At 48.5% G+C, this 25,958-nt stretch carries 23 protein-coding genes and 2 pseudogenes; 7 read left to right on the top strand and 18 right to left on the bottom strand.

Annotated elements, in window-relative coordinates:
• The 3 genes and pseudogenes from ACJAYR_RS03030 to ACJAYR_RS03040 all read right to left on the bottom strand — a co-directional run.
• Nucleotides 1-527 (bottom strand): annotated as a pseudogene (locus ACJAYR_RS03030) (two-component sensor histidine kinase); the annotation flags it as partial.
• A complete protein-coding gene (locus ACJAYR_RS03035; protein WP_415235235.1) occupies nucleotides 515-1,198 on the bottom strand; it encodes a response regulator in 684 nt (227 codons plus the stop codon). The gene ACJAYR_RS03035 and the pseudogene ACJAYR_RS03030, both read right to left, overlap by 13 nt.
• A gap of 20 nt (nucleotides 1,199-1,218) precedes the next feature.
• Entirely contained in the window at nucleotides 1,219-1,713 is a 495-nt protein-coding gene (locus ACJAYR_RS03040; protein ID WP_169543049.1) for a MarR family winged helix-turn-helix transcriptional regulator, read from the bottom strand.
• 103 nt (nucleotides 1,714-1,816) lie between these two features.
• Here ACJAYR_RS03040 and ACJAYR_RS03045 point away from each other — a divergent pair, with 103 nt between their 5' ends.
• Nucleotides 1,817-2,701, top strand: coding sequence for a branched-chain amino acid aminotransferase (locus ACJAYR_RS03045; RefSeq protein WP_415235236.1), 885 nt, complete (start codon nucleotides 1,817-1,819; stop codon nucleotides 2,699-2,701).
• A gap of 182 nt (nucleotides 2,702-2,883) precedes the next feature.
• Entirely contained in the window at nucleotides 2,884-4,311 is a 1,428-nt protein-coding gene (locus ACJAYR_RS03050; protein WP_415235237.1) for a hypothetical protein, read from the top strand.
• Nucleotides 4,312-4,346: 35 nt separating this feature from the next.
• Here the strand turns inward: ACJAYR_RS03050 and ACJAYR_RS03055 are convergent, their stop codons facing one another.
• The 10 genes from ACJAYR_RS03055 to ACJAYR_RS03100 all read right to left on the bottom strand — a co-directional run bounded on the left by ACJAYR_RS03055 (nucleotide 4,347) and on the right by ACJAYR_RS03100 (nucleotide 13,049).
• Nucleotides 4,347-4,796, bottom strand: coding sequence for a molybdenum cofactor biosynthesis protein MoaE (locus ACJAYR_RS03055; protein ID WP_415235238.1), 450 nt, complete (start codon nucleotides 4,794-4,796; stop codon nucleotides 4,347-4,349).
• Nucleotides 4,797-4,798: 2 nt separating this feature from the next.
• Nucleotides 4,799-5,050, bottom strand: coding sequence for a molybdopterin converting factor subunit 1 (gene moaD, locus ACJAYR_RS03060; protein WP_415235239.1), 252 nt, complete (start codon nucleotides 5,048-5,050; stop codon nucleotides 4,799-4,801).
• On the bottom strand, nucleotides 5,047-6,300 hold the full coding sequence (gene glp / locus ACJAYR_RS03065; RefSeq protein ID WP_415235240.1) for a gephyrin-like molybdotransferase Glp: 1,254 nt from the start codon (nucleotides 6,298-6,300) through the stop codon (nucleotides 5,047-5,049). The genes moaD and glp overlap by 4 nt, the downstream gene beginning before the upstream one ends.
• 3 nt (nucleotides 6,301-6,303) lie before the next feature.
• Nucleotides 6,304-6,804, bottom strand: a complete 501-nt coding sequence (gene mobB / locus ACJAYR_RS03070; RefSeq protein WP_415235241.1) for a molybdopterin-guanine dinucleotide biosynthesis protein B — start codon at nucleotides 6,802-6,804, stop codon at nucleotides 6,304-6,306.
• Nucleotides 6,801-7,373 carry a CDP-diacylglycerol--glycerol-3-phosphate 3-phosphatidyltransferase gene (gene pgsA / locus ACJAYR_RS03075; RefSeq protein ID WP_169543042.1) on the bottom strand — a complete coding sequence of 191 codons (573 nt, stop codon included), beginning with the start codon at nucleotides 7,371-7,373 and terminating at the stop codon, nucleotides 6,801-6,803. The genes mobB and pgsA overlap by 4 nt, the downstream gene beginning before the upstream one ends.
• 82 nt (nucleotides 7,374-7,455) lie before the next feature.
• On the bottom strand, nucleotides 7,456-9,354 hold the full coding sequence (uvrC, locus tag ACJAYR_RS03080) for an excinuclease ABC subunit UvrC (protein ID WP_415235334.1): 1,899 nt from the start codon (nucleotides 9,352-9,354) through the stop codon (nucleotides 7,456-7,458).
• 405 nt (nucleotides 9,355-9,759) lie between these two features.
• A complete protein-coding gene (gene folB, locus ACJAYR_RS03085; protein WP_415235242.1) occupies nucleotides 9,760-10,182 on the bottom strand; it encodes a dihydroneopterin aldolase in 423 nt (140 codons plus the stop codon).
• A gap of 4 nt (nucleotides 10,183-10,186) precedes the next feature.
• Nucleotides 10,187-10,927, bottom strand: coding sequence for an SDR family oxidoreductase (locus ACJAYR_RS03090; protein WP_415235243.1), 741 nt, complete (start codon nucleotides 10,925-10,927; stop codon nucleotides 10,187-10,189).
• Nucleotides 10,928-10,978: 51 nt separating this feature from the next.
• On the bottom strand, nucleotides 10,979-11,956 hold the full coding sequence (locus ACJAYR_RS03095) for a calcium/sodium antiporter (RefSeq protein WP_415235244.1): 978 nt from the start codon (nucleotides 11,954-11,956) through the stop codon (nucleotides 10,979-10,981).
• 169 nt (nucleotides 11,957-12,125) lie between these two features.
• The gene (locus tag ACJAYR_RS03100; RefSeq protein ID WP_415235245.1) at nucleotides 12,126-13,049 is read right to left on the bottom strand and encodes a TraB/GumN family protein; all 924 of its coding nucleotides are present in this window, start codon (nucleotides 13,047-13,049) and stop codon (nucleotides 12,126-12,128) included.
• A gap of 140 nt (nucleotides 13,050-13,189) precedes the next feature.
• On the opposite strand from ACJAYR_RS03100, the gene ACJAYR_RS03105 reads away from it, so the two are divergent.
• Nucleotides 13,190-13,648 carry an SRPBCC family protein gene (locus tag ACJAYR_RS03105; protein WP_415235246.1) on the top strand — a complete coding sequence of 153 codons (459 nt, stop codon included), beginning with the start codon at nucleotides 13,190-13,192 and terminating at the stop codon, nucleotides 13,646-13,648.
• A gap of 31 nt (nucleotides 13,649-13,679) precedes the next feature.
• On the opposite strand, the pseudogene uvrB reads toward ACJAYR_RS03105, so the two are convergent.
• Nucleotides 13,680-15,803, bottom strand: a pseudogene (gene uvrB / locus ACJAYR_RS03110) (excinuclease ABC subunit UvrB); the annotation flags it as partial.
• A gap of 189 nt (nucleotides 15,804-15,992) precedes the next feature.
• Nucleotides 15,993-16,220, bottom strand: coding sequence for a DUF1127 domain-containing protein (locus ACJAYR_RS03115; RefSeq protein WP_415235247.1), 228 nt, complete (start codon nucleotides 16,218-16,220; stop codon nucleotides 15,993-15,995).
• Between the two features lie 150 nt (nucleotides 16,221-16,370).
• On the opposite strand from ACJAYR_RS03115, the gene ACJAYR_RS03120 reads away from it, so the two are divergent.
• The 4 genes from ACJAYR_RS03120 (at nucleotide 16,371) to msrP (ending at nucleotide 22,004) form a co-directional block, all read left to right on the top strand.
• A complete protein-coding gene (locus ACJAYR_RS03120; protein WP_415235248.1) occupies nucleotides 16,371-17,297 on the top strand; it encodes a transcriptional regulator GcvA in 927 nt (308 codons plus the stop codon).
• Nucleotides 17,298-17,473: 176 nt separating this feature from the next.
• On the top strand, nucleotides 17,474-18,676 hold the full coding sequence (locus tag ACJAYR_RS03125) for a pyridoxal phosphate-dependent aminotransferase (RefSeq protein ID WP_415235249.1): 1,203 nt from the start codon (nucleotides 17,474-17,476) through the stop codon (nucleotides 18,674-18,676).
• A gap of 206 nt (nucleotides 18,677-18,882) precedes the next feature.
• The gene (locus tag ACJAYR_RS03130) at nucleotides 18,883-20,910 is read left to right on the top strand and encodes an elongation factor G (RefSeq protein ID WP_415235250.1); all 2,028 of its coding nucleotides are present in this window, start codon (nucleotides 18,883-18,885) and stop codon (nucleotides 20,908-20,910) included.
• A 122-nt stretch (nucleotides 20,911-21,032) separates the two neighbouring features.
• Complete coding sequence (msrP, locus tag ACJAYR_RS03135; RefSeq protein WP_415235251.1) at nucleotides 21,033-22,004, top strand: protein-methionine-sulfoxide reductase catalytic subunit MsrP; 972 nt, start codon at nucleotides 21,033-21,035, stop codon at nucleotides 22,002-22,004.
• 852 nt (nucleotides 22,005-22,856) lie between these two features.
• On the opposite strand, the gene ACJAYR_RS03140 is transcribed toward msrP, so the two are convergent.
• The 3 genes from ACJAYR_RS03140 to ACJAYR_RS03150 form a co-directional block, all read right to left on the bottom strand.
• Entirely contained in the window at nucleotides 22,857-23,747 is an 891-nt protein-coding gene (locus ACJAYR_RS03140; RefSeq protein WP_169543030.1) for a LysR family transcriptional regulator, read from the bottom strand.
• Nucleotides 23,748-23,878: 131 nt separating this feature from the next.
• Nucleotides 23,879-24,850, bottom strand: coding sequence for a thioredoxin-disulfide reductase (gene trxB / locus ACJAYR_RS03145; RefSeq protein ID WP_415235252.1), 972 nt, complete (start codon nucleotides 24,848-24,850; stop codon nucleotides 23,879-23,881).
• A gap of 106 nt (nucleotides 24,851-24,956) precedes the next feature.
• The gene (locus ACJAYR_RS03150) at nucleotides 24,957-25,937 is read right to left on the bottom strand and encodes a mitochondrial fission ELM1 family protein (protein WP_415235253.1); all 981 of its coding nucleotides are present in this window, start codon (nucleotides 25,935-25,937) and stop codon (nucleotides 24,957-24,959) included.
• Between the last annotated feature and the right edge of the window lie 21 nt (nucleotides 25,938-25,958).

Consider the following 25,958-nt stretch of genomic DNA (forward strand, 5'->3'; position numbering starts at 1 on the left):
GATGAGAAAAGCCGTTTATCCCGCACGACAATTTGCAGGATATCATTGGGCAACTGAAGGCGGATGACGACACTTTCCAGTTTTTCGTTGCTGGTGAGTGTGAAATTGCGGGCCGGCAGACTTTCCTGAAGAGCCCTGGCAAGTTGACGATCGAGAAAACCGGAATGTTCCCTCTGTATTTCAGAATCATCCAGTTGCCCGTTTTCTTCAAAAGAAATGGCAAGACGCATTTGGTCCCGGGCTATTGTCAGGATGCTGGCTCGGGCTTCAGGGCCTGGAAACCGATCGGTCAGCGAGATGACAGCCGCAACTTCACCTGCAACACCCTGAGCCAATCTGCGGGCAACGTTATCCCAGTGACGTTCATAGAAAATATAGGTTACCAATACCTGCAGCAGAATAATCGGCAGGACAACGATCAGCAGTGAACGGCCAAACATTGTATTTGGCATCAGTCGTTTCAACAACCTGAAGAACGTCGATAAAAGCCAGGCTTCGTTTTTAATTTTAGACCCTAGTCTGCCCATAAAACATATCCTTCGCCGCGGACGGTTTGTAAGTAACGCGGTAATTTGGGGTCTTCTTCAATTTTCCGTCTCAGGCGCGTGATCTGCACATCGACGGCTCGCCCTTGCGCGCCACTGGATAAGGACAGGTTATCCCGTGAAATGGGAACGCCTGGTGTTTCCGCTAATGTTTTTAAGAGGATCTGCTCACTGGAGGTTAAATTGACAATGGTTCCGTCTTGTGTCAGCTCGCTTTTTGTCAGATCAAATGAAAAGTCGCCAAAAACAATTCGGCTGTTTGTCTCAATCTTGGCGCGTCGCAAGATTGCTTCGATGCGCAGCAGAAGCTCTCTGGGTTCGAACGGTTTTGTAAGATAATCGTCAACGCCTGCTTCCAATCCATCGATCCTGTCAGAAGAGTCGGCCATGGCTGTTAGCATCAAAATCGGCTTGGTTTTGGACGCAATTTGATCGGCACGAATTGATTTTGCCAGTGATAACCCATCTTCACCGGGCATCATGCGATCCAGAACCATCAAATCAAAGGTCAGCCCCTTCATTTTCTGTCGCGCAATATCGGCCGATTCTGCCACAGTGACCCGGTATCCATTATCGGACAGATACTGCTTCAGCAAAGAGGCCAGCCGGGCATCGTCATCGACGACAAGAATATGAGACGCATTATCGATCATAGGGGAAGACATCCGTAACCTTATTTTTTCTGTATTCGTTTCAGTGCCTGTTCGCGATCGTCTTCGTCAATCAGGCCTTCCAGGACTTTCCGATACCCGGCGACCGCATCGCCTCCAGCCTCTCGAAATGCTTTGGCGACCTGCTTTTGTTGAACCGCACTGATTTTCTGTTCCAGTTTTTTACCTTCCTCCGTCAAGTAAAGAAGACGTTGACGTCGGTCGGTAACCCCCGGTTTTTGATGAATAAACTCTCTTTCAACAAGCGCGTTCAAAACCCTGCTTAGACTTTGCTTGGTAATGCGCAGGATATCCAGAAGTTCGGATACTGTGATTCCAGGGTTGCTGCCCACGAAATGGATAACGCGGTGATGGGCCCGCCCAAAATTATAGTCTTTAAGAATCTCATCAGGACCTGCTGTAAAGTCGCGATACGCGAAAAAAAGCAGTTCTGCACATTGTCTGAGTTCTTCTTCCCTCAAAAATAAAGGGTTTGTTCCAGATTTTACGTCAGTCATGTTGACTTATTTTTCTCATAATGTTACCAAAACCGAATTCGATGAGTAATAATCGAACAATTAATGCTATAAAACGATATATTATAACTCAAGGTGTATAAAAATGGATACCACCTCCTTTGCCGAACGGGACGGCTTTATCTGGTTTAACGGAGAATTGGTCGATTGGCGAGATGCCAATGTCCACGTCCTCACTCATGGATTGCATTATGCCAGTAGTGTGTTTGAAGGGGAACGGGTCTATGACGGTGAAATTTTTAAATTAACTGAACATAGCGAACGCTTGATCAAATCTGCAAATATTCTGGGTTTTGATCTTGGCTTGACGGTTGATGAAATTAATCAGGCCTGCCTTGATACAATGCACGCCAATAACATTGTGGACGGATACTTGCGGCCTGTCGCATGGCGCGGATCTGAAATGATGGGTGTTTCGGCACAGCAGAATAAAATCAACTTTGCTGTCGCGGCGTGGGTATGGCCTAGTTATTTTGACCCGGAAGCGCGGATGAAAGGGATCCGGCTGCAGATTTCTGATTGGCGCAGGCCGTCACCAGATACCATTCCAACACAGTCCAAGGCGGCGGGTCTTTACATGATTTGTACGTTGAGTAAGCATAAAGCAGAATCTGATGGATTTGATGATGCGGTGATGCTGGATTATCGCGGTCGCATTGCAGAGGCAACCGGCGCAAATATTTTCTTCACCAAAGATGGTGTTTTGCATACTCCTACACCTGATTGTTTTCTGGATGGGATTACCCGGCGCACTGTGATTGATCTTGCTAAAGCAAGGGGTATTGAAGTCGTCGAACGGATCATCATGCCCGAAGAAATGGCTGATTTTGAAGAATGTTTCCTGACCGGTACGGCTGCAGAAGTAACCCCCGTAGGGGCAATCAATGATTATAAATTCACGCCGGGTACAATTTGTCAGACATTGATCGAAGACTACGAAAACTGCGTTCGTCGAAAAGTGGCCGCATAATCATACCGCTATGACATTTTTAAAGCCGCTGACTTTGTGCAGCGGCTTTTTTGTTGGCGGTTTGATTTTCCTTTATAATAACGTGCAATCACGGTATGCATGGGAAGTGGTCATTTGGGCCGCAACTTGGACATATGGAATGCGTAACCTTTTAAGGTTCGCGGAGGCGCACGGGAAAGATAATGAAGCGAGTTGGATTTGTTGTAGGGTTAGCTCTTCTCACAGCCGGACAGGCATGGGCGGATTTTCAGTCAGGTTTGGACGCTTATAACAAAAACAATTTTTCTCTGGCTGTTGAACTCTGGTCCAATGAGGCGTCTCAAGGCGATCTCAATTCACAATATAATTTGGGTCTGCTGTTTGAAAAAGGCGTTGAGGGCTTTCCTAAGGACTTAAGTGCAGCCTATGGCTGGTACCGTTTGGCCGCCGCTCAAGGAGCGCCGCAAGCAGAACAAGCCATTTCCCGGATCAAACCGATTATGACCGCAGGTCAAATCGACGCAGGTAACGAACAGGCAATTCAGATCTTCGGCAAGTGGTTCCGGAAAAATATTGGTCGGAGTGAGGCCGAGTATCAGGCCGCCAAAGCGAAACTGGAAGCGGACCGAAAAGCCCAGTTGGAGGTCGAGCGCAAAGCCTCGGCTGCACGGGCACAGCGCCAGAGAGATTTAGCCGAACAGCGCAAAGCGGATGCACAACTTGCGGATCAGTTAGAGCGGGAAAGCAGGCAGGCCGCAATTAAAGCCGCGCAGGAAAAGGCAGAAGAAACCAAAAGACGCGCCTTGATCGAACAGCGCCGCCGTGAAGAAGAAGAACGCCTTGCGGCGTTGCAGGCTGAACAGGATAAGCAGCGTCAAATAAACGACGCGCGTGCACGCCTTGCCGAGTTACAGGCAAAAAGCAGTGGGGGCGCTATTGTTGTCCCTCAGGCATCCCCTACCCAGCCTGTTGCAGGCCAGACTTCAGCCACAGTGGCCGCCGCCCAGCCAACTGTTCAAGCCAGTCCGGCTGCAACAACGGCGCTCAGCAAGCCTGTTGCCAAAGCGGCCCCGACACCAGTTGTTGAAGCTGTTCCGAGCCAGAGCCTTGCGAGTAAAACAGACGCGGCCTCGAACACAGCTATGTCCGCGCCGGTACAAACGCAACCCGCTGTAAAGACGCCAACCGTTACCGCGCAGTCCGCACAAGCACCAACTATAAAGAATACTCCTGCTAAGGCCCCCGCAGTAAAAGCAGCGACACCCACACCGGCAACGAAAGTTCCTGCCGCGAATACTACCGCACCGAAACAGGCTTCCGTGGTTGCCAAGGCGACTTCGCCAAAAGTTTCTGTACCCGTTCTTACAAATGGATTGGATGCGACGGTGATTACCGAGATTGTTGCCGCTGCTAACCGGGTTCCGCTTGATACACCCGCAGCAAAAGCAGAAATTTCCAATGGGCGGACTGATATTGAGGCCCTTAAATGGTCTTTGATTTCAGCAGCGCGCGGCAAGGGAAGTGCAAAAAAGATGAACGCCATTCTTGTTCAAAGCATGAGCCCGGTGCAGATAGCAGAAGCCAATCGTTTGGCAGCTGAGTGGATTAGCAAGCGTCAAAAACGGCAATAAAAGCGTTATGGAAGACAGCTGGAGGTAGCGTTCTGTTACTTCCAGCGGTCGGCGGCCGTATGATCACTTTGTCGTTCACTGACCCAGTCTTCTGTTCCGTCTTCGCCAGCTTCAAGTTTCCAAAACGGTGCCTTTGTTTTAAGCCAATCCATTAAGAACTGCGCGGCTTCAAAAGCATCCTGACGGTGTTTGGAGGCTGTCAGGACAAGAACGATGGGTTCGGCAAGCTCCATTTTTCCATAGCGGTGGACAAGGATGCATTCCTGAAGATCCCAACGACTGCGTGCTTCGGTTTCGATCTTCTCCAATTCTCGTTCCGTCATTCCCGGATAATGTTCCAGAGTGAGCGTGCGAACGGCCGCGCCTTCATTAAAATCACGCACCAGACCGGTAAATGTCACAACAGCCCCAATATCGGTTCTATTTTCGACCGCTTTTCTCAGAATTTCTCCGGTATCAAAAATATCATGTTGGACAATGACCATTTCTACCCTCCTGTAACGGGGGGAAAGAACGCGATTTCAGAAGCATCTGCCAAAGGAATATCCGTTGTCACATATTCCTGATCAACGGCGATGCGAATGACATCCAGATCATCAAAGACTTCGGCAAAAGCGGGACCACGCGATTTCAGGTGACCGACCAGTTGATACAGTGTCGTGACGTCAGAGGGCAGAGTGATGGTTTCCTCAGCCATACCAAGCTTGCTTCTAAGCCATGCGAAATACAAAATTTTCATTTAAATAACTCCGTAAACGGATAGAAGCGTATCATATTGCCAGGCTCCACCCTGTTCACATCTTCGCCAAGTTCTATCAGGCCGTTGGCCCATGTTAGAGACGAAATGATACCGGATCCATCTTGAGAATATTTGTCAATAACAGGCTCGTTCTGTTCGTTTATCCGGTAGCGTCCTCGCAACCATTCTGTACGTCCGGGCTTTTTATCCATCAGAAAACTGCTTTTGCCAAAGACAGGTAAAGCCGCATCCATCATGTTCAGTCCCGAGAGGCCTGTGATAAGGGGGCGAACAAATTGTAGGGCACAGACGAGGGCGGCTACGGGATTTCCCGGGAGGCCCACAAAGGCCGTGCTTTTGACCTGACCCATAGCAAGAGGACGTCCAGGTTTTATGGCAATCCGCCAAAAGTGGAGATTGCCCGTCGCTTCTACAGCAGCCTTGACGTGATCTTCGTCGCCCATTGAGACGCCGCCCGACGTCAGAAGTAAATCACACTCATCCGCAGCTTTGGCAAGCGCATCTTTGACTGTGGCAAGTTTGTCTTCCAGTATGCCGTAATCCTGAATACTGCAGCCGTAATTTTCGAGGAGGGTTCGGATCATGAAGCGGTTTGTATCAAAAATAGAGCCGGGCTTATGAGCATCGCCTGGATTGCACAATTCGTCGCCTGTTGAAAAAAGGCCAACCTTCAATTTTGTATGAACTGGTATGTCGCATATCCCGATTGATGCGAGTTGACCCAGTTCCTGTGGCCTCAAACGTGTACCGGCCTTGAGTATCAGGCTCCCTTTTTTAAGGTCTTCCCCTGCTTTTCTGTGGTTTGCCCCGTCCTTCAAGCCTTCAGGGAAAAAGACCCTTTTGCCGCGAACGGTTACATCCTCGACCATCGCAATCGTATTGCATCCAGCGGGTAACAGGGCGCCCGTAAAAATCTGGATACACTCCCCTTTTTGAACAGAACCCGAGAAGGGAGCGCCAGCAGCGCTTCTTCCAACACACTCCAGGGTTCTGCTGTCTTGGTAACTGGTATACGAAAATGCGTAGCCATCAACTGCTGAATTCCCTGCCGGTGGGACATCCATATTGGCAATGATGTCTTCGCCCAGAATTCTGAAGCCCGCCTTGTCGATCGAAACCTGTTCAATGTCAGTGCATGTTTTTGCGACCTTGGCAATCTGTTCCCGCGCCTGATCTACAGAGATCATATCAGCAGAGTTTGCAAAGCAGTCATTCGGCAGGCGAGGCATTATTCAGGCCTTTGTCATGAATTTTTGTATAATAAATTCTGCAACGGCATCCTCATCGTTTAGATCTAGAAGAGGAAGATCCGTTTTTAATGTGCCACTATCTGTTGCAACAGCAACGACGGTTTCATCCTTCAGGTGAAGAGGCGGTGCGTCACTTTCCTCTCTCCAAACTTCAATTTTTGGGAAATTCTCAGATTTGAAGCCTTCAACCAGCAAAATATCAACAGGAGTCATTTGGGCAATCAGGCTTACCATGTCGGCTTCCTGACCATCCCGGTTTTCATGCATGAGAGCCCAACGGTTTGACGACGAAATCAAAACCTCCGTTGCCCCGGCTTCCCTGTGCCGAAAAGAGTCTTTTCCCGGCTTGTCGATGTCAAAATGATGATGGGCATGTTTGAGCGTTGAGACGCTATAGCCCTTTGACATGAGAGAAGGGATCAGTCGTTCAAGGAGAGTGGTTTTACCGTTTCCACTCCATCCGGAAATGCCAATTATTTTCATTGACCATCCTCGTCACGCTCAATCATGTGTTTTAATCCTAGGTTCAGGTAATCATACCCCGTCCAAACGGTCAGTATACCGGCAATCCATAAAAGAATTTCACCGGTCAGCAAAGCGTCGAAATCCTCTTGAACGGCGGGCCCTCCCAAAAGAAAGCACAGGGCCAAAATCTGAGAAGCCGTTTTCCATTTGGCCAGTTTGCTAACAGGCATGCCCACACGTAGTTCAGCCAGATATTCACGCAAACCAGAAACCATAATTTCCCGGCAAAGAATAATCACAGCGGGGATTAGGGCTAGGCCAGCGATACGGTCGACCCCCACAAGAAATAGTAAAACGGCGGCGACAAGAAGTTTGTCGGCAACCGGATCCAAAAAACGACCAAGGTTGGACGTCTGGCGGTTTCTGCGTGCAAAATAGCCGTCGAAAAAATCGGTAATGCCTGCCGCGATAAAAAGGACAAGCGGAACCCAGCTTGATGCCTTACCCGGAAGGTAAAAGGCCGCAAGTAAGAGCGGAATAACAACTATTCTGGATAAGGTCAGAATGTTGGGAAGACTAAACAACATATCCGAATTATCCTGACATATGTTGACGGTGTTGAATTGGCGTCAGTATAAGGACAGGCTGCTCGGAATTAAAGGCCGCAATTCATCTTTCTTCATGGAAAAAATCAAAGATGGATTGTGCCAGTGCTGAGGATATCCCTTCAACGCCTTCCAAGTCGGCAAGGGCCGCCCCTTCGACGCCCTTTGCAGAGCCAAATCTGTTCAGCAAAGCTTTCTTCCGTTTGCCGCCGATCCCCGGAATTTCATCCAATGGTGATTTACCAATTGCCTTAGATCGTTTTGCCCGATGGGTCGTGATGGCAAAATGATGTACTTCGTCACGCAAGCGTTGAAGAAAATAAAGAGTAGGGTCCTTTTCAGGTAAGGAGAAAGGGGCTTTTCCTTCCATGAAAAACCGTTCTCGCCCGGCATTTCGGTCAGGTCCCTTTGCAATACCGACCAAAGTCACGTCTTTTATTTGTCGTTCTTTAAATACATCCAGTGCGGCGCTTAATTGTCCTTGTCCGCCGTCGATTAAAACGAGGTCAGGCCATTGCTCGCGGGAGCCGGATCCTTCCCCAATTTTGTCGGGGTCTTCTTTTTGCAAACGGGTAAAGCGTCGCGTCAGGACTTCACGCATCATTCCATAATCGTCACCCGGCGCGAGATCAGCATTTTTAATGTTGAATTTTCGATAGGCCTTTTTAACAAAACCTTCCTCGCCCGCAACCACCATGCCGCCCACCTGATGGGTGCCGGAAATGTGACTATTGTCGTAAACCTCAATTCGTTTGGGAGGATGGGGCATTTCGAACAACTCACCAACTGCCTGCAGGTGTTTCTTCTGAGATGCGTTTTCGGCCATTTTCCGGGAGAGAGCCCCTTTTGCATTGAAAATCGCGTGATCCAGCATTTCCTTTTTCTCGCCCCGCTTCGGTGTTGAAATGGAAATTTTCTTTTCTGCTGCAATGGATAGGGCTTCCTCAAGCAGGCTGCTCTCCTCCAATTCGTGGCTCACCCAAATATTTTTTGGTGCGGGTCTGCTATCATAGAACTGGCTCAAAAAGGCACTGATAACATCTGCTGGTGTGGCCTCTTTGGTATGGGATGGATAATGCGCCCTGTTGCCCAGATTTTGTCCGGAACGAATGAAAAAGATCTGAACGCAGGTTTGCCCGCCCTCCTGATGGGCCGCCACAACATCGACTTCGTCAACATTGCTTAGATTAATGGTTTGCTTGGACTGGATATGCGCCATTGCCTTTAGGCGATCTCGAAGAACGGCGGCCTGTTCGAAATCCAGATTGTCACTTGCCTGCTGCATTTTATCTGCAAGTTGCTGCTGAATGGAATGACTTTTGCCCGAAAGGAAGGCTCTGGCTTCGGCAACGACAACGTCATAATCTTCATGTGAAATACGATCAACGCACGGGGCGGAACATCTTTTGATTTGATATTGCAGGCAGGGACGCGTCCGGGACTGGAAATCAGAATCTGTACAGGATCTGAGCGGGAACAGGCGTTGGAATGTTGCCAGCGTTTCGTTAACCGCGCCTGCAGAAGCAAACGGCCCAAAATATTCGCCCTTGCGAGACCGACTTCCGCGATGCTTGGTGATTTGGGGCCATTCGTGATCGCCCGTGATCAGGATATAGGGAAACGATTTGTCGTCGCGCAAAATGATATTGTAGCGCGGCTTTAGTTTTTTGATCAGGTTGGCTTCAAGGAGAAGGGCTTCCACTTCCGTATGGGTTGAGACAAACTCCATGGCATGGGTGAGGGACACCATGCGCAAAATGCGCGACGATTGACCGTTGGATTTTGTATAGCTTGTTACCCGGTTTTTGAGGTTCTTGGCTTTGCCGACATACAGGATTTGATCGTCCGCATCGATCATTCGGTACACCCCGGGAGAAGAGGGGAGTGTCTTCAAAAACTTCTGGATGACCTTTGCGCCTCTTTGGAACGGCGATTCGAGATTTCCAAGCTTCGATTCTTCCATTTTCTGACTACTTTTTGTCTTCACTTTGGAGGGCTTTCCGAACGATAACCCTGAATAAAATGCTCTAAACCCCTTAAAGAAAACAAACATTAGAGTTCGAATTCTACCTGCAGGTTAACTGTTTTACAGTTTTTTTACACTATCCACCGAAGTTGTGGATAACTTTGTGTGTAACCTGATGACATCGTGCTGTATCTCACTCTATACCTAGGGTTTCAACTCATTGCCTATTTTTTGTGCAATTATTTAAGCTATTGTTTTTATTGATATTTATTGTTGTCAAGGCCGCCTGAGCCTGTTCCTTCAATATTTTTTTTTAAAATCAACATTTTTTAGCATTGCTTTTTTTTGCTGTGCACAACTGCAATGCTTGATAATCATCGAATCACGAATTTCGAGCTATTTTCAGCGATTTAGGTGCTTTGACCGGTTAATTTCGATACCGACACTGGCCGTGTTTGCAACTGCCGTCAGTTTTTCGACTTTGACCTTGGCATTAATGACACGCTGATGTTCAAGGCAGATGTCTGCAACGCCTTCTGCAAGTGTCTCAACCAGGTTGATATGTTCTTTCAAGGCATAGGCATGGATGGCTTTTGCCAGCGTCTCGTAGCAGACAACATTATGATAATCATCGTTCATCGGGCCCAAATGGTCGGTCACAGTAAGGTCCACATTCAGTCGGACCGGTTGGGTTATGCCCTGCTCGTGTTCGTAAACACCAATTTGCATGTCGATCAGGTAGTCACGGATAAATATCTGGTGTGTTCTTTCTGCGGGTTCTGCGCGCGGGAGGGCACTGATTTTACTGGGTTCAATCTGGGTCATTCGCCTAATCCTCTTCCGCGCGGGACGTGGGCAAATGTTGCCCGCCATCCATCATAATAATATCGCCAGTAATGGACGGGCTGTTCACTAAAAACAAGACCCCATCGGCGATTTCGTCTGGTGTTGGCCCATACTCTAGCGGGACAGCTTCGCACTGCTGTTTAAATTTCGCCGCTGACTGTCTTTTATTAGCCAGTGTCGGCCCCGGACCAATGGCATTTACCCGTATTGTGGGCGCAAGTTCCATCGCGGAGGTTTGCGTGAGTGTCCATAAGGCAGATTTAGCCAATGTATAGGATAAAAAGCCCGGTCTCAAATTCTGCACGCGCTGGTCAATGATGTTAACAATATTCCCTGTGCCGCCGTTTATCTGCGCGGCAAAGGCTTTTGTTAAAAGAACCGGTGCGGTTAGGTTGACAGCCAGATGGTCATGGTAACTGCTTTCTGTGATCGTCGCCAAGTCATCATGTTCAAACAGCGAGGCGTTATTGATCAATGCTGTAATGGACCCAAGCTGTTCGCTTGCTTGGTCCATGATGAATTGTGGTGCGTCGAAGGAGGTTAAATCCCCCTGGATCGGGATGGCTTTTTGGCCAAGATCTTCAATTGTCCGAACGAGATCAGCGGCCTGAGCTTCTGAACGATGGTAATGAAGAGCAATATTCCAACCGGCTTTAGCGAGGCGGATTGCAATAGAACGTCCGATACGTTGACTGCTACCCGTTATAAGAACATTTTTTTCCATGTCCGGAGGCTGTCCTTCTTTTGCGTGCGCCTGTTCCAAATGCTGGTGTGATTATGACATCATCGCGACAGAATGAACACCCGACATCCCCAGAAACTGAGCGGAGATGTAGGCAAGATACGCGATGCAGAAAACAGCTCCAAGGACCCGACCGACAGGTTTACGTGTCCAGAAGATAAAGATCAGGCTTGCCGAAGTGATAAGCATGATGTTGAGGTCAAAATGGAGGATCTGAGACGGCGCTTCCATGGGCTTGATGATCGCCGTGGCTCCAATGATGCCTGTGATGTTAAACAGGTTAGAGCCAAGAACATTTCCGATAGCCACATCACCATGCCGGCGAAAAGCTGCAATCAGGGATGTTGCTAGTTCGGGTAAGGACGTTCCCAAAGCAACAAGTGTCAGACCAATAATTTCTTCTGAAACACCTGCCGCGGTTGCAATCATAACGGCACCATCGACAAGCAAGCGAGAGCCCGCAACCAAACCAATCAAACCGATGAAGATGAACAGAAAGCTCATCCATTTGCTTTTCGGCATGTTCTCTTCATATTCTTCAAGCGCGTCATCCGCACTGTCTTCGCCCGTCTCCTTGGCTCTGCGATAGGCAAGAAAAATGACGAACGCCAGCGCAGCGACCAATATGGCACCTTGCCAAAATCCGATAAAGCCGGTCCAGGCGAGTATTGCGAACAAGATTGAACCGCCGATCATTATGATGCTGTCGCGCATCGCGGATTGGTTGTCGCAGGCCAAAGGGTAGATGAGAGCAGGAACGCCAAGGACTAACAGAACGTTGGCGATATTGCTTCCGACAACGTTACCAAAGGCGATACCGGGGGCCCCTTCCAGTGCTGCATTAATGCAGACCACCAGTTCAGGCGCGGATGTGCCAAAGGCGACAATTGTAAAACCAATAATAAGCTTGGAAATGCCAAATTGTTCTGCAAGGGCAACAGCGCCCCGTACGAGAAGTTCACCACAAATGAGCAAAATGACCAATCCAGCCGCTACTTGAAGATACATCATACAGGATATCTACCTTCTTGGCGGTTCATGTGGTGCCCTTTACAACGCTTGATACAATACGAATTTGATTGGTGATATATAGACATGCCTTTTAGGCAGTAAAAGGGGGAAAGCCAACAAATTTGGAAATAGTGGTAAAAATGTGCATGGGAAAGCACACTAATTAGCATCAATATACTCGGGTTACCGTATAGCCTTCTTTTTGCAGCATCGAAAGAATCCCCTTTTCTCCCGGCATATGCAAGGCACCAACGGCGATAAAAATACCGCCTCTCGGCAAGATATTTTTGATGCGTTCGACCATTGTAAAATTGCGATCGACAAGAAGTGTTCGGCGAATGAAATCATTAAGGGCGCGGCTGCTTCCTTTCATTTGGTTGATCATCCGGCAATAAATCCAACCCGTTTTGCCCCTGATATAATAATCCGTCATACGGCCCAACTCTTCCTCCAGGGTCACATGATCCTGAATTGCCTCGTCCAGAATTTCGATTTGTAGGTTCTCAGGCTGGTCAGCAAATAAGGAGAGCTGTTCCGTTATGGTTTCAAGAGACAGAACCTGCTTTTTTTGCACGCGGGCCATTTTTTCCAGTTCTTTGTCTAGATACTTTATTTCGTTGTTTGAACCTTTGATTTTTTCTGGCGGTTGCCCGACGATTGTTGCAGCGGCCCAAATCTCCATTTTATCAAGCAGCTCTGGCGGAATTTTGTAACTGGCCATTATCTGTTCGAGCTGGGAAAAGCGGCTGGCGCCAATGGTTCTTTTAAGGCTATAGGGCGGTTTCCGAAACATCATACTCATGCTTTTCTGGGGATTGCTATCTGCCAGCGAAATTTCGACAACAAGGGTATTGACTGCGTTAAATGCCTGTAAAATGAGGCCCGGCATTTGCATGATTTTAGGGTCACCAGAATGCATCGTTCCAAAGGCATAGCTTTTGGGTAAGCCGGGTTTGGTTATCGAAAAGAGCCGCCCACTGCCAAAGGGAATTTCGGTGCAGTTTTCAGGCTCATTATACCGCGCATGGGAGGCATCCGAAACGATGATCCCGATAAAGATTACAAGAAAGCTGAGCAACCAAGATTTCCGCATTATGCGCCCTTTGTTAAGTTGGTTTTTCCATCACAAGTGAGAAGAAACCCGAAATTTTCTTGAATTTAACGAGGTATCCATACACCATGAAATTAAAACTAAGGACTGCGCCACAAAAAGAAACATAAAAAGGAAACGGCATGACAGAAAAAGTTACGTCCTATTTTTCCCATGAGATTATCATTGATGCGCCAGCGGGGGCGGTCCTGGATTATGTTTCCAATCCAAATTCATGGCCGGAATGGATTGCAGCCTCTCACGAAATGGACAGCCCGGACCGGCCATTGGAAGAGGGGGATACCTTTATTGAACAATGGCAAACCCGAACAGGGCCAGCTCAATTAAAGTGGAAAGTGACAAAACGGGAGCATCCGTATGTGTGGAAATGCGAAACCAGCACACCTTTCACAGGGCCAATTCTAATTACCTATACGGTGGTGTCGTTGGATGATGGTCGCAGCCTCTATACCCGTATTGTGTCCAACCCTGATCGTCCAAAATCGATAACAGAAGCGGCCAACAAAGCCATGAACGAAGAGGCGGCTATATCGCTTGCCAACATCAAAGCCAATGTAGAAGCCCGGCAGGCCCAGCAGTAACAGGGAAAGACGGATCGGCTTATTTCCGTTTTCCGCTGCTTGAACGACCGCCAAGGATATGACCGCTGCCTGATTTTCCTGCCCGTGAACGGCCTTGCGGTTTCCCGCTGCGCGGTGCACCGATACCAAGTTCCCTGTCCTGTAGTTTTTTGATTTCATCTCGAAGACGGGCGGCTTCTTCAAATTCAAGGTCAGCGGCTGCCGTTTTCATCTTTTTCTCTAGATCTTCGATATGTGCCGACAGGTTATGGCCCACCATATTGTTTTTGTCTTCAAGGCCAATATCCAAATCATGGTGGTCCTGCTCGTAAACGCTTTCCATGATGTCGCCAATATTTTTGCGGACAGATTGTGGGGTAATGCCGTGTTCAGCATTATAGGCTTCCTGTTTGTCTTTACGGCGTTTAGTCTCGCTTAAGGCGCGTTCCATGCTGCCTGTCATTTTATCGGCATAGAGGATAACACGGCCGTCAACATGTCGGGCTGCCCGTCCTATTGTTTGAATAAGCGAAGTTTCTGACCGCAGGAACCCTTCTTTATCCGCGTCCAATATTGCAACCAATGCACATTCCGGAATGTCCAGGCCTTCCCGGAGCAGGTTAATGCCAACAAGAACATCAAACGCACCAAGCCGCAGATCACGGATAATTTCGATGCGCTCCAGCGTATCAATGTCTGAATGCAGATATCGTACCTTAATCCCGTTTTCATGAAAATATTCGGTCAGGTCTTCGGCCATTTTCTTGGTGAGGGTCGTGACCAGTACGCGCTCCCCTTTTTTTGCGCATTCGCGGCATTCCGCCATTAGATCGTCAACCTGACTTTCGACAGGGCGGATAAAGCAATCAGGATCAGTTAGCCCGGTCGGCCGAATTACCTGTTCCGCATAGGTGCCGCCGGTGCGTTCAAGTTCCCATTTTCCAGGTGTGGCAGAGACGAAAATTGACTGGGGGCGCATCAGGTCCCATTCTTCGAATTTAAGAGGCCGGTTATCCTTGCAGGATGGTAATCTGAAACCATACTCGGACAATGTTGATTTGCGCCGGGCATCGCCTTTATACATCGCGCCGATTTGACTGACGGTAACGTGACTTTCATCCACCATTATCATGGCGTTGTCCGGAAGATATTCGAAAAGTGTGGGGGGCGGATCTCCAGGGTTGCGGCCTGAAAGGTAGCGGGAGTAATTTTCAATGCCAGCGCACGCACCGGTGGCTTCCATCATCTCCAGATCGAAGGTGGTGCGCTGTTCAAGCCGTTGCGCTTCCAACAGTTTGTTTTGCTCTTCAAACTCAGCCAGTCGTTCTTTTAGTTCAGCCCGAATTTTCTGTTGCGCCTGTCGCAATGTCGGTTTTGGCGTCACATAGTGGCTATTCGCGTAAATACGGATTTCATCCAGCTTTCCGGTTTTTTCTCCGGTAAGGGGGTCAAATTCGGTGATACTTTCAAGCTCATCGCCAAATAGGGATAAACGCCAAGCACGATCTTCCAAGTGGGCCGGAAAAATTTCGACGGTGTCACCGCGTACCCGAAATGTACCTCGGGTAAAACTGGCATCGTTCCTGCGATACTGTATCTCGACAAGTCTTTTTAACAGGTCCTGCCTGTTCAGCATTTCCCCCTTTTTGATGGTGAGGGTCATTTCGCTATAAGTCTCTACGGACCCGATACCGTATATGCAGGAAACCGAGGCAACGATAATAACATCATCCCGTTCCAGCAGGGCCCGCGTCGCTGAATGTCGAAGCCGGTCAATCTGTTCGTTTACGGATGCATCTTTTTCGATATAGGTGTCCGTGCGCGGGACATAGGCCTCTGGCTGGTAATAGTCATAATAAGAGACAAAATATTCGACAGCATTATTGGGGAAGAACGACTTCATTTCGCCATATAGCTGAGCGGCCAGTGTTTTATTGTGTGCGAGAATAAGCGTAGGACGTTGAACCTTTTCAATCACCTTGGCCATTGTGAAGGTTTTTCCTGACCCTGTAACACCAAGCAGAACCTGATCTTTGTCAAGCTCTTCAATACCGGAGACCAGTTCGCCAATGGCTTTCGGCTGATCGCCTGCGGGTTCATATTCTGAGACGACTTCAAAGGGGATGCCGCCCTGCGTTTTTTCAGGTCGTTCGGGACGATGAGGGAGAAAAGTCTCTGATGTTGCAGTTTTGTTCTCGTTTTCCATGGGCTGTATATAAGCCGAGAATGGTCAATTGCCAATTCAAAAGAGCAGTGGAACAAAAATTAAATTGTAAAATATACGGAGAGGAAAGGCTGGGTGCCATCCGGAGAAACTAAAAGACAGGAAGGAATTTTAAGTTGGCTCCAGATGGCTTGGGAAATCTTAGTCTTGCCAGAAGTATTTGTTTGTTTCTTTAGAAACTTCTTCAAATGACAATCCCATATCGTTCAAATTTTCTTCATTAAGGGCGGCGAGCTGATAACGCATTGAAGCGCGCTCTTGCCATCCGATAACTGTTCGTGTCAAAGCTGCAAGTGGTCCAGATTTCTGGGCCTTTGAGTCGAAACCGAAATTGTTGGAATGCCCGGCGTATAGTGTTTTCATTGACATAATGATGACTCCTTTCTTACAGTTTGATGGAGCGATGAGAAAAAACTCTGTGCTTTTTCGATGATCTGTATATGGAATAAAAAAAGGTTGGTTTCAAACGATACTTTCTAATAGTCTTTGTTAGAATTTCTAATCTGAAAGGGAGGGCCAATGCGGTTGCCGCCTCTAAATGCATTGCGGGCGTTTGAAGCCGCAGCAAAATATCTAAGCTTTTCAAAGGCCGCCGACGAGCTGTCTGTCACCCCGGCAGCCATCAGTCATCAGATAAAAGCCTTGGAAGAATGGCTGGGGGTTCCTCTTTTTAGAAGAATGAACCGTGTTGTGATTTTGACGGACGAGGGACAGTCCTATGTCGTCGGCATTCGAGAAGGCTTGTTTGCGATTAACGATGCAACTGAAAAACTGATGAAACAGGAGGTGTCCGGAGCCCTGACCGTCAGTACATTGCCGTCCTTTGCCGCCCGATGGCTATTGCCTCGCATCGGAAGGTTTCGGGAATTGCACCCGGATATTGATGTGATGATTTCTGCAACCGATACAATTACGGATTTCTCCAAGGAGCCTGTCGATCTGGTTATCCGGTATGGCAGCGGAAATTATCCGGGGCTGCATGTTGAAAAATTATTGACCGAAGATAGCCTGTTTCCGGTTTGCAGCCCGAGCCTGCTGGAAGGAAAGCATCCTCTGAACACGCCTGAAGATCTTGTACATCATAATCTGTTGCATGATGATCTGCGGGTTGATTGGGAAACCTGGCTTTACGCTGCGAATGTAAAAGGGGTCGACCCTCGCAAGGGGTTAAGTTTCAATGATTCGTCCATGGTGCTGACAGCGGCAATAACGGGGCAAGGAGTCGCGCTGGGCCGCAGTACGTTGGCCGCTGACCTTTTGGCATCGGGGGTTCTGGTCAAACCTTTTGAGCAGGAGTTGAAGGCGGGACATGCCTATTTCGTTGTCTGCCCGGAAGATATGGTTGAACGACCACGTTTTGTCGCGTTCCGTGATTGGCTTATGTCAGAGGCAGCGACAGATCCGGGACGCTTCATGTCAACACCAGACGAACTGACTGAGATTTGATCTTTTCTTCGGTGAAAGTGACTAACCGGTTACAGTTCACGACAGTTTTGACGAAAAGTGCAATTATCTGGGGTCTGTCTCGGCTTAATCGTTGAAACCTTTTGCGGACAGGCGTAGCTTGGCCAAGGCTATGGGAGCCATTGTGAATTTCACACTTAAAATTGAGAGAAAAGGTTATGTCTATCATTGCGGAAAGTCTGGGGCGAATTAAACCATCCCCGACAATTGCTGTTACTACCAAAGCAGCAGAATTACGAGCAGCTGGTCGCGACGTTATTGGTCTTGGCGCAGGTGAGCCTGATTTTGATACGCCGGACAATATTAAAACGGCCGGAAAAAACGCAATTGATGAAGGCAAAACGAAGTACACGGCGGTTGACGGTATTCCTGAATTGAAGCAGGCGATCTGCGCAAAATTCAAGCGCGAGAACGGACTGGATTACGAGCCTTCACAGGTTACTGTTGGCAGCGGCGGAAAGCAGATTATTTACAATGCCATGGTCGCGACGCTAAATCCTGGCGATGAGGTCCTTATTCCTGCACCTTATTGGGTTTCATACCCGGATATGGTCCTGTTGGGCGGTGGTGAGCCGGTTTTCGTAGAAACAACCGTTGAAAACAGTTTTAAAATGAAGGCTGCTGATCTTGAAGCAGCGATCACACCAAAAACCAAATGGCTGATCTTTAATTCACCCAGCAATCCATCCGGTGCGGGATATACAGCAGAAGAGCTAAAAGAGCTGACAGACGTTCTTGTGCGTTATCCGCATGTATGGATCCTGACGGACGATATGTACGAGCATCTGGTCTATGATGATTTTAAGTTCGTGACACCAGCTCAGGTAGAGCCAAAGCTGTATGATCGGACGCTGACAATGAACGGCGTTTCCAAAGCTTATTCAATGACCGGTTGGCGGATTGGCTATGCTGCAGGACCGCAAGTCCTGATCAAAGCAATGGCCAAGGTTCAATCACAAAGTACGTCAAACCCTTGTTCGATCAGTCAATATGCGTCGGTTGAAGCGTTGAACGGCCCTCAGGATTTCCTTGCCAGTCGCGCAAAAGTTTTTGAGGAACGTCGCAATCTGGTTGTCGACATGCTGAATGCGGCTGAGGGTATTCTTTGTCCTATGCCCGAAGGTGCCTTTTACGTTTATCCGTCGGTTGCCGGCTGTATTGGTAAGAAAACACCGTCTGGGAAGGTCATTGAAAATGATCTGGATTTTGTAAGTGAATTGCTGGAAGCCGAAGGCGTCGCTGTTGTGCATGGTGAAGCGTTTGGTCTGTCTCCTTATTTCCGGGCTTCTTATGCAACTTCAACAGAGGCACTGACAGAAGCCTGTACCCGTATTCAAAAATTCTGCGCAAGTCTGGTTTAAGCAACCCGAATTGTCCGAAGTTTAAAAGGCAGCCGTTGATTCGGCTGCCTTTTTCCGTTTTTGGCCACAGGCATAAAGGTAAGCATCTTTGACCTGACGGAGAAAAGAGCATGTCTCCAAGCTCCTAGAACCCTGTCGAGATTCTACTTGCTTCTTCTTCTGAAGTTAAGAACATTAGAAGAGTCTAAAGAATAGGGAGGCATGGTATGAGCTCAATCAAGCCAACGGGGCCTCGCAGCATTGCGCTGATAGGTCCCTATTCAAGTGGGAAGACAACGTTACTGGAAACAATTTTGCATATTTGCAAGGAGGTGGACCGGAAAGGCAGTATTTCCAAGGGGACAACAGTTGGAGACGCGTCGAAAGAGGCGCGGGACAGGCAAATGAGCGTTGAGGTAAACTCCGCTCATTTTTCATTTATGGGGGATGACTTTTATATTCTGGATTGCCCCGGTTCAATTGAGTTTTTGCAAGAGAGTGAAAATGTTCTTGTTGGTGTCGATGCGGCAATTATCGTGTGCGAACCTGTAGAGGACCGATCTGTCACACTACTCCCTTTGATGAAATTTTTGGAAGGGAGAGAAATTCCAACCTTCATCTTTGTGAACAAAATCGATACGGCCTATGGCACGGTGAGCGATCTGTTCCAGGCGTTGGAGTCGATTTCAAATCGTGATCTAGTCTTGCGGCAGGTTCCCATTGTCAAAGATGGGATCGCCACCGGTTATGTGGATCTCGCGTCTGAGCGCGCATATGTTTACAAGGAAGGAAAGCCTTCCACCGTTATCGATATGCCCCCGGACATGGCAGAGGAGGAGGGGAGCTCGCGTTTCACGATGCTGGAAACTCTGGCAGATTTTGACGATCATCTGATGGAAGAATTATTAGAGGATATCGAGCCGGAAAAAGACGAAATTTATGATTTATTGAGCGAAGACTTGCAAAAAGGATTTGTCCTGCCCGTCTTTCTAGGGTCGGCAGAACAAGGCTTTGGTGTTCGCAGGCTGCTTAAGGCATTGCGCCATGAAGTACCCGCAGCGGCGACTACTGCGAAGCGGGCAGGTCTTCATAGAGAAGATGGGCAGCCGGTTGCACAGGTTTTAAAAACTTATATGAGTGCACAGGGCGGAAAACTGTCTTTGGTCCGGGTTTGGTCAGGTCAGTTGAATGACGGGGATAGTTTTGAGAAGGGTCGGATAGGTGGCATGTTCAAGTTGCAGGGGAGTAAACCTACAAAAGTAACATCCGTTGTTGCAGGAGAAGTGGTGGCGCTTGGTCGCATGGACGACCTGCATACGGGCGACTTTCTGCAAGCGAGTGATCAGCAGTCTGTAGAGCCGACCGAAATTTTGACCCCCGTTTATAATTATGCTCTGTATTCTGATAACCGGGATGACGATGTGAAATTGTCCGCAGCTTTGAACAAGCTGGTTGAGGAAGACCCTTCGCTGATTGCAGAGCATAAGCAGGAAACACAGGAATTATTATTAAAGGGACAGGGGGAAATTCATTTGCGGGTCGCGCTGGAACGACTGCGCAACAAGTATGGACTGAACGTTGCGTCCCGGAAGCCAAAGGTCGCTTACAAAGAAGCAATTCGCAAAAAAGTTGTGCAACATGCGCGCTACAGAAAACAAAGCGGCGGGCATGGACAATTTGGGGATGTTCAGATCGAGATAAATCCGCTGCCAAGAGGGTCCGGGTTCTTGTTCGAGGAAAAGGTCGTCGGCGGATCGGTTCCCAAGCAATATATACCCGCTGTTGAAAATGGTGTGAAAGAATCGCTTATTGAAGGCCCGCTCGGGTTTCCGGTGGTTGATATTGCAGTGACCCTGTTTGATGGACAGCACCATTCTGTCGATAGTTCTGAAAACTCGTTTCGTTCGGCGGCCCGAATTGCTATGACCGAGGGTATGCCCAAATGCTCGCCAGTATTGCTGGAGCCGGTCTACAAGGTCGAAATATCGATGCCCAGTGAATATACGTCCAGGGTAAACGGGATTGTAAGTTCACGCCGCGGACAGATCTTGGCCTTTGATGCAAAAGAAGGCTGGGTGGGGTGGGACGTGTTGACCGCCATGATGCCAGAAAGCGAACTGCAGGATTTAATTGTCGATTTGCGATCTGCAACGTCGGGTGTTGGCACGTTTCGGTATGAGTATGACCATTTGCAGGAATTGACGGGTCATATTGCAGATAAGGTCATTCAGTCCCACTCTTCTGAGAAGCATTAGCTGCAAGGATAACGTCTGTTTGCTCACTTACGTCTCACAGACAGTTGACTTGAGTTTAAGCCCCTGATGATCCATTTGTTAGTCTAAATATCTCATATGATATCTGGAGGGCAAAGGGCCGCATGCTTATCAGGAACAAACAAGGCTGGGAAATCAGCGAAAACAGGGCGACATCGGAAGATGTCTTTTTAAATCGGCGACACCTGCTGAAGATGATGGGGATTGGTGGATTGATCGCAGGAGGCTCCAGTCTTGCGTTCCCCGGCATACCGGGCGCTGCTGAAACTGATCCGAGTGCAGCGTTATATCCTGTGCCCAGGAATGATGCATTTGTCGGCGGACGTCCCATTACGCCTGAAGAAATTTCGACGACCTATAATAATTTCTATGAATTTGGATCTCACAAAAATATATCCAAAGCGGCACAGGCGCTAAAAATTCGGCCTTGGACAGTCAAGATCGACGGCATGGTCGAAACGGAGATGGAAATCGGTATAGATGATCTTCTGGCAAAGATGCCTTTAGAAGAGCGGGTCTATCGCCACCGTTGTGTCGAGGCATGGTCAATGGTCGTGCCATGGAGCGGCTTTCAACTGAGCGAGCTTGTGAAATTGGCAGCCCCTAAGGCGTCGGCTAAATACTTGGTAATGCAGACATTTGAAGATAAATCGGTGGCCTCTGGTCAGAAGCAGTTTTGGTATCCTTGGCCTTATACAGAAGCCCTTACTCTTGCCGAAGCAACCCATGAGCTGGCGTTTATGGTGACAGGCATGTATGGCAAACCGATGCCAAAACAGAACGGCGCGCCGCTTCGTTTGGCGGTTCCGTGGAAATATGGTTTTAAGCAGATTAAATCTATTGTGCGATTCCATTTTACAGACAAGCGTCCGGAAACCTTCTGGGAAAAGCTGAATAGCCGCGAATATGGTTTTTGGGCCAATGTAAATCCTGAAGTCCGTCACCCGCGCTGGTCACAGGCAACAGAACGGGACCTCGAAACTGGTAAGCGTATTCCGACCCTTCTCTATAACGGATATGCAAACGAGGTTGCTTCTCTCTATAAAGGCTTAGGGAGCGAGCGTTTGTTTATGTAACAAATTGACTTAGCAACGATCTGAAGTAGCCCGTTTTTTGCGGGCTTTTTCTTTGGAAAAAAAACGCCAGCCCCTTAAAGAGGCTGGCAAGTCTAACAGGGAGGTCCTGCTAAAAGCAGGGGGCGATCTACTTGGGAGATGTTGATCGCCAAATACCGGACTAACCCGGTGAGGCAAACCCGCATTGGGGAACGACCTTGCCCTATCCTACATATAGGTAGCGACGGATGTTTTTGATTTGATGAAAATGCATGCCTGCTATGCGTTAGTCGCATATGTCGGGCAAAAAAAGGCCAGCCCCAAAAGAGGCTGGCAAGTCTAACAGGGAGGTATGTCATCCAGAGATGACATATCGTTACTTGCAACTGGGAGGAAAACAAGTAACGGGAGCACCAACAATATGAGGTTGATACTCGATCATTGCTGCAGTGCAGCGCTGATGATTGAAATATATGCAACTGCTCAAAAAAAACCACTATTTATTTTGCAGTGCACCTATGCATTCTCTGCAACTCTATATTTTTTGGCTATTTATAAGGCATTTGCGTAAAAATAAACTGGTTGCGACGCAGCAAAATGAGCAAAAAAAAGCCAACCTCAAAAGAGGTTGGCAAGTCTAACAGGGAGGTTCATGCCTGGGAGGGCATGAATATCTGTATGTCTTGGGAGAGAACATACAGTCAATTCGCGAAGAGTTGGGAGACTGACGCGAATTGGATGCGCTCATGAGCGACATCGACATCCCGTTTTTACGAAAATATTTCATGAATGAGTAGTTCAATATTGGCAGATCCGATATGCATTTGCTGCATAGCACCGTCAAGGGCCATGTTTCCTGCCAAAAATGACGCTTTAAAACGGAGTTTCTGCGACTTTTTGAATGAGAAAATCGCGGAAGATTGTCACTCTTTTCGATTTTCTCAGTTCTTCTGGGTACACATAATAGGTATCAAAGCTGGGCCCCTCGATCTCTGGCAGGACTTTTACAATATTCTGATGCCCCTGAACGATGTAATCAGGCAGGCTTCCAATACCAAGGCCACTTTGAATAGCCAGTAGCAAGCCATAGACATTGTTCACTTTAAAAACGGGGTCAACGCTTTTGTCATACTCACGCAGGGTATGAAGAACCCAGTTAATATTTGAGATGTTGGACGGAGCTTCTTCGCCATATACCAAAATATTGTAGTCGGTCAGGTCTTCAATCCGGGTTGGGGTGCCGTTTGCTTCCAGATATTCCGGGGACGCGTAGAGATGGTGGCGCACCGCCATTAACTTCCTCTGGATTAGGTCCGGCTGAACCGGGGCCCGCAAACGAATAGCGATATCTGCTTCACGCATGCTCAGGTCCAATTCCCGGTCAGCCAGGATCAGATTGACCGTGACGTCTGGGTATAACTCGGTAAATTCACGGATGCGGGGTGTCAGCCAGTTTGATCCCAACCCAACTGTCGCTGTCACTTTGATTTCGCCAGACGGTTTTTCCTTGGTGTCCGTTAGCATGACTTCTGTCATGGCTAGTTTGGCTGAAAATTCATGAGCTGTCCGATATAGCATTTCACCTTGCTCTGTGAGCAGCAAGCCTCTGGCATGGCGGTGAAAAAGAGGTGTTTTAACGCTTTCTTCAAGCGCACTCACCTGACGGCTAACCGCAGACTGGCTTAAATGGAGCATTTCGCCCGCATGTGTGAAGCTTCCTGCTTCAGCAACAGCATGAAAAATGCGCAATTTATCCCAATCCATAACCTGCCCCCCAATAAAGTACGGATGCCGAACGTGACGTCTCAGACCCTCATTCAATCAGAATAAAGGCCCAGAACCTACCAATTATTTAACTTTTTACAGCTGACAGTACCGATTAGTGCGCAGGGGCACTATTCAGCGGCAGCGTTGGCTCCTGCATCTTCCAACTCAGAAATAAACCGTTCGGCTTCCAACGCAGCCATGCAACCTGTACCCGCAGCGGTAACGGCCTGACGGTAGATTTTATCCTGAACATCGCCGCAGGCATAGATGCCGGGAAGGTTGGTGGCAGTCGAATCAGGGGCGGTAATCAAATACCCTTCATCGTCCATCTCCAGCTTGCCTTTAAACAAGTCTGTATTTGGGCTATGGCCGATTGCAATGAAGACGCCATGAACAGAAATATCTCTGAGTTCGCCGGTCTTGGTGTTTTTCAAGCGTGCCGCCACGACGCCAAAAGGATCTTCTTCACCCAGAATCTCTTCAAGAACATGGTCCCAGATGACGTCGATTTTTGGATTTTTATGCAGGCGGTCGACTAGAATTTTTTCTGCGCGGAATTGGTCCCGGCGGTGAACAATAGTTACCTTGTCGGCATGGTTGGTCAGATACAGGGCCTCTTCAACCGCTGTGTTTCCGCCGCCAACAACAAGAACCTCTTTCTGGCGATAGAAGAACCCGTCACAGGTTGCACAGGCAGAGACACCAAACCCCATATATTTTTCTTCAGACGGAAGTCCAAGCCATTTTGCTGCCGCGCCTGTCGAGATAATGATGCTTTCTGCGATGTAGGTTGCGCCAGAATCAGCCGTCGCCACATAAGGGCGTTTGGAGGTATCAACGGCGGTGATGACATCATTATGGATCACAGTGCCGACGTTTTTTGCCTGAGCTTCCATCTGTTCCATCAGCCAGGGACCTTGAATGGGATCGGCGAAGCCCGGATAGTTTTCCACGTCAGTTGTAATGGTAAGTTGCCCGCCCGGCTGAATGCCGTGCACCATGATTGGATTGAGGGAAGCCCGCGCCGCGTAAATTGCCGCAGTACAACCGGCAGGGCCGGATCCGATAATCAAAACACTGGTTTTATGGGTTTCAGCCATATCTGACGACTCCTGACAAACATTTTGCCCACTTTGGACAGTTGCCATTATGTATTATGCCGTTCTTCTGCTGGCAAGGGGGCAAGCGGGTAAAAATTGGAACTTCTTATTTCTGATCAGTGCGCCATATATCCTGGACGATCTTTGCGATGCGCACTGTTTCTGAAAGGGCAGGAGGGGTCCAAATGGTAAGATCGTCGCTCAAGGGGCGGCAAAACCCTTGCTGCTGCATCGATCGATGAAAGAAATTGAACTTCCGATTGCCGCCGGGAAGTGGGAAAATCAAGACCGGTTTGCCCGCTGTCGCGGCTTCGCAGATCATGTTGACCGAATCAGAGGTCGCGATAACGGCGTCTGCTTTTTCCAGATAAGCAAAATAGGGGTTCTCTCCATCGCCCGACCACATCTTGTGCGGAAGCGTCTGGAGAGCCTGTTTTAATTTTTCCGTGTTCTCCGGTCCAGTGCGCCGGGAGGTGGTGACCAGGAATTCACAATTGCTGTTTTTGTGAAGCGCGGTTAGTTGTTGGCATAACTTGTCCATCGTCTCAGGGGTAACGTCATAACAACGGTTGGGGCCGCCCACCAAGACGGTCACAACAGGGGAATGAACATCTCGAAGGTCAGCATCAAATTTTTGTTTTTCGGCGTGGAGTTTTTCAGCAGTGATCCGTGTGAGGGATCCCATACTGACAACTACATTTTGCCCGCGCAATTTGTCGTGTTCAGGCACGACTACCAAATCGAAAGAGGACGGATGAATGTTTGGCGTCTGAATATGAACCGTAAAGGTTTGGTTCTGGCTTGCTTTTCGAACGGCGATACAGATCGGGATGGCTTGTCGGCCGCAGGATATGACAAGATCGGGCCAAGGAGGGGTTGCCAGATCTCCGTCTTTCTTGAGAAAACGCAAGGGTGCCAACCAAAGTTGAGGTGGAAGCCATTTCCAGGGTTTGGCTGTTTTGATGCGTTTTACCAGAAATGGGACTTCCATGGCTTCCGCTAAACCAACGCACTGATTCTCCATTCCCGCGCTTCCATCGGTAATGATCCAACAGGATTTGATGGATTTGGGCATATCAGAAGGCATTCAGGCGGTTTCTCCACAATA

It is taken from the genome of Sneathiella sp. (assembly GCF_047631475.1).
Lineage (GTDB): Bacteria > Pseudomonadota > Alphaproteobacteria > Sneathiellales > Sneathiellaceae > Sneathiella.